This window comes from Okeania sp. (genome assembly GCF_983059655.1).
In genome coordinates, this window is the sequence record NZ_CEZPJD010000609.1 from 1 (window position 1) to 3,629 (window position 3,629).

The 3,629-nt window shown below is 36.5% G+C and carries 3 protein-coding genes and 1 tRNA gene; 2 read left to right on the forward strand and 2 right to left on the reverse strand.

All coding sequences use genetic code 11. The annotated features are described in order from the left end of the window. The first annotated feature begins 434 nt into the window (after nt 1-434). Nucleotides 435-620, forward strand: a complete 186-nt coding sequence (locus tag AC3DU7_RS25085) for a hypothetical protein (protein WP_488042013.1) — start codon at nt 435-437, stop codon at nt 618-620. Nucleotides 621-797: 177 nt separating this feature from the next. Next, on the forward strand, nt 798-1,268 hold the full coding sequence (locus tag AC3DU7_RS25090; protein WP_488042014.1) for a phosphate-starvation-inducible PsiE family protein: 471 nt from the start codon (nt 798-800) through the stop codon (nt 1,266-1,268). Between the two features lie 969 nt (nt 1,269-2,237). Here the strand turns inward: AC3DU7_RS25090 and AC3DU7_RS25095 are convergent. Then, nucleotides 2,238-2,310: transfer RNA gene (locus tag AC3DU7_RS25095), tRNA-Glu, on the reverse strand. 98 nt (nt 2,311-2,408) lie between these two features. Beyond that, on the reverse strand, nt 2,409-3,629 hold a 1,221-nt coding region (locus AC3DU7_RS25100; RefSeq protein ID WP_488042015.1), incomplete at its 5' end, for an S-layer homology domain-containing protein.

Consider the following 3,629-nt stretch of genomic DNA (forward strand, 5'->3'; position numbering starts at 1 on the left):
GCGGCGCGGGTTCCGACCGCTTGCGTCTGACGCCGACGCGGGATCTGACCGCTTGTGTCTGAAGCTGACGCGGGGCCGCATCGCTGTTCCCTAAAACCAACGAATGCGCGTACCTCAAGCTTCTTGGGAATTGCTATATAACTAATTACCAACTTGATGTAATCTTATTCTAATTAGAGTTTGCTGAAAAAGTCTTTTAGTAGGGGTAGGAGACAGGAGACAGGATAAATGGGAATTTAGAAGAGGTAGGAGTAAGAATTGTCCCTTGATTTTTATGCCCAACTATGCGTCTAAAATACTAACTTTTTAAGCGTTTTAGACGTGATACCAGGCACTTTTTTCGACCCCAAAAAGGCACTTTTCTTTATATATCAATGATTTTAGATTTAATCAGCAAGTCCTAATTAGACAAAACTAAAATCTAGGGTAAAAATATGCCATCCAATTCCGAGCGTTTACCAGAAGAAGATTCAGGAATACCTAATACTCCCGAATTATCTCCTTTAATCAAAAAATTATCTATTGCTGCCTTAGTAGGAATAATAGCTTTTATTGGAGTAAGTTCTTTGATTATTGCTGCTAGTCAAAATAATGTAAATGATATTGAAACAACAGAATGAAAATAGACTGTCGCATACTCAAAAGTTAAAAATAAAAAATAACATTGTCTCAGTTTTTAAATCTTAATTCAAGTCCTTAATACTAATTATAATGCAGAATGTTGCAAAACTGTAATGATCGGAAATAGGCAATAGTAGAGTAGAATATTGATTCAGATAGTATAACTCAATATAAAAATGAAGAATTTCCTGAAAACTCTCAAGAAAATTTTTTTTCCTGAAAAAGATGATATTTTTCTTAAGTTAGTTGAAAGTATAGAAGTCATAGTATCTAAAATACTATCTTTAGCATTGATAGGTGTAATTATTTTTGCTGTCTTTGATGTAGTAGTTTTTATCTATCAACGACTTGTTTTTACATCTAATCCTTTATTTAAAGAAACATTATTTGAAATATTTGGACTATTTTTAAATATTTTAATTGCCCTAGAAATTTTAGAAAATGTTACTGCTTATCTTCGCAAGCATACATTTCAAGTAGAGTTAGTAATTGCTACTTCTTTAATTGCTGTAGCTAGGAAAATTATTATTTTTGATATTGATAAAAAACCAGGAGAAGATTTAATCGGATTGGGATTTGCTATTATTGCTCTATCCATTAGTTTCTGGATTATTCGAACGCAAAAAAATAAACCATCTAATCATTAATATACCTCTACGCGCTAGGGAATAGGGAACTGTCATTTCAGTTATCAGTTATCAGTTATCAGTTATCAGTAACCTCTGCCTAAAGTCAGAGGCTTGAAATATTGAACTTGATTTCTTTTCATCCCCTTAAAAGGGGAGGCTTGAGACCTGATTTTTTGGTCATATCGTAAGCATTTCCTGCGGACTTCTGCGCAAAGCATAAAAGTAGCGCCGAATATTGTAATATAGATATGGTTAAATACTTATCGTATCTACAGAAGGGAGGCAGAGGTCAGAAGGCAGAAGGGAAAGAATAAAGTGAGAAGGTACAAAGTTTTTCATCAACCAGTTATCCAGCCTAATCATATACATATACTGTATAACCGGATTCTATATAAAAGCTAATAAACCTAACATTGAAGTAGGTTCAGGAACAGGAGTTAACAGGATATTATCAAAATTTACATCACCAGAACTAGCAACATAAATTTGGCATTTCTGAATATGTATATGATACTAAATCCGGTTTAAAAGAGAGATTGTGAAGGTAAGGCAGAAGGCAGAAAGGCTAGAAGGATTTGGATAAATGAGCTTTTCATAACCGGGTTTGGTATGATTTGTTAACTTATCAGAATGTCTACCACAAGCTTGGTGGCTTACGCCTTTAACGAAGTCAGAAGTCAGAAGTTATTTTTGTAACGGGGGATTAGAGCAAGACTTCAAAAATATTGCACCTTAAAAGGCGGGATTTTAGAACCATATTATTTTGATATAGCGCTACGCGCAATTCAAAAGTCAAAAGTAATATCTGACTGAGTTTGAGAATTTATAAATGTCTTAACCTAAATCCGTAGTGCTATAACTACTCTGCTTGTCAGATCATAGAATAATCAATAGATTTAAACCAGAAACTGTTAAAATCAATTTACTGAATAATAAAGTTTAAAGCCTCTCATTTACTAATGAGAGGTAATTATTAGTTATTAAATATACCCCCAAGGGAATTCGAATCCCTGTCGCCTCCGTGAAAGGGAGGTGTCCTAGGCCTCTAGACGATGGGGGCTTGTCTATCTCTTTTCACTTCTACTAATTTAGCGAATTCCTAAATAAATGTCAAGGGGTATGAAAAAAAAATTTCGCTAAACTGTTAGACTATCTTGACTACTGAAGATTGTAACTTTGTTGTAAAGCCATTTGAGCCGATATCCCTTCTTTCTGGTCTCCAAAATACCATAAAACAGCAGCAGCTTCAGCCCGACTTACTGTTTTATCTGGCCTAAATAGTCTAGTATAACCAAAAACCCGCCTAATATTAGAAAAATCATTCTCAGCATCTGCCAATACAGTTCTCAAAGCACCAGGGTCAATCCTAGAAGCATCTTGAAAATCCCAAGCCTCTTTAACTTTCTCCACTGTGGCCTCTGGCAATGGCTTGCGAAAATCTAGAGGTACTTTCCAAAGAATCAAATCTTCACGGGTTAAAAAATCATTTGGACGAAACTTAACTACATTAACATCTCCAGACAAAGGACTCGGAATTAAACCAGCTTCTGCCAAACCTTGAATTATAGCAAAGTCTGGGTCAGTTTTCGGGACATCTTCAAAAATTGGCACTTCATTGAGTCCTGCTAATCTAATATGTTTAGCAGAATTATTAGTAAAAATCTTATTATTAGTATTCACCAACCACCGAACATATTCCCGCCTAGTAACAATATTCTGAGGATCGACTAAAAGAGTAGTAGCATCTGGATTATCTTGATTTTTGGGCTGTGGCTGCTGAAATACTCCCAGTTTGGACAAATCTGCAATGTACTGACGTAATCCTGAAGGCACATCTCTGAGAGCTTTTTTCAAGACAGGGGACTCTTGAGAAGTGGGGAGCGACACTGGGGGGATGCTATTGGGAGGGAGTGTTGTGGGAGTCGGTAATGCTGCTACTTCGGGAGTGGGCAAAGGTGTCGGTAATGATGCAGTGGGAGATGGCTCAGTAATGGGTGATGCTGTGAAATTTGGAGATGGCTGAGTTTCTAAGTGGGTGGTTGATGGATCGACTGGGATAACAGGGGGCAAGGGGACATTTGTCGTTTCTTCATTCTTGGGTTGATAGTCTATCTCATATTCTGTTGCTATTCCTGGAGTTTGGCTTGGTTTGAGGGATACCTCTACCTGCAAATCATTTTTTTCTGCTACCAAAGATCCGCTACCCTCTTCGGTAGGTTTGCTAATAATTTCCCAATTCTTGTCTCTAAATTCTTTTTGATAAAAGTTTTGGACTACATTAGTGGGGTCTGAACTACTCCAAACTGTTTTTTGCTCTTGTTCGGATTTTTCAATTAATTGGGAGTTGGGATATGGAGATATTTCTGAGGGAAAATTAGC

Excerpts from the sequence above, each read along its gene's own strand:
- AC3DU7_RS25090 (WP_488042014.1), top strand. The coding sequence starts at position 798 with ATGAAGAATTTCCTGAAAACTCTCAAGAAAATTTTTTTTCCTGAAAAA.
- AC3DU7_RS25085 (WP_488042013.1), top strand. The coding sequence starts at position 435 with ATGCCATCCAATTCCGAGCGTTTACCAGAAGAAGATTCAGGAATACCT.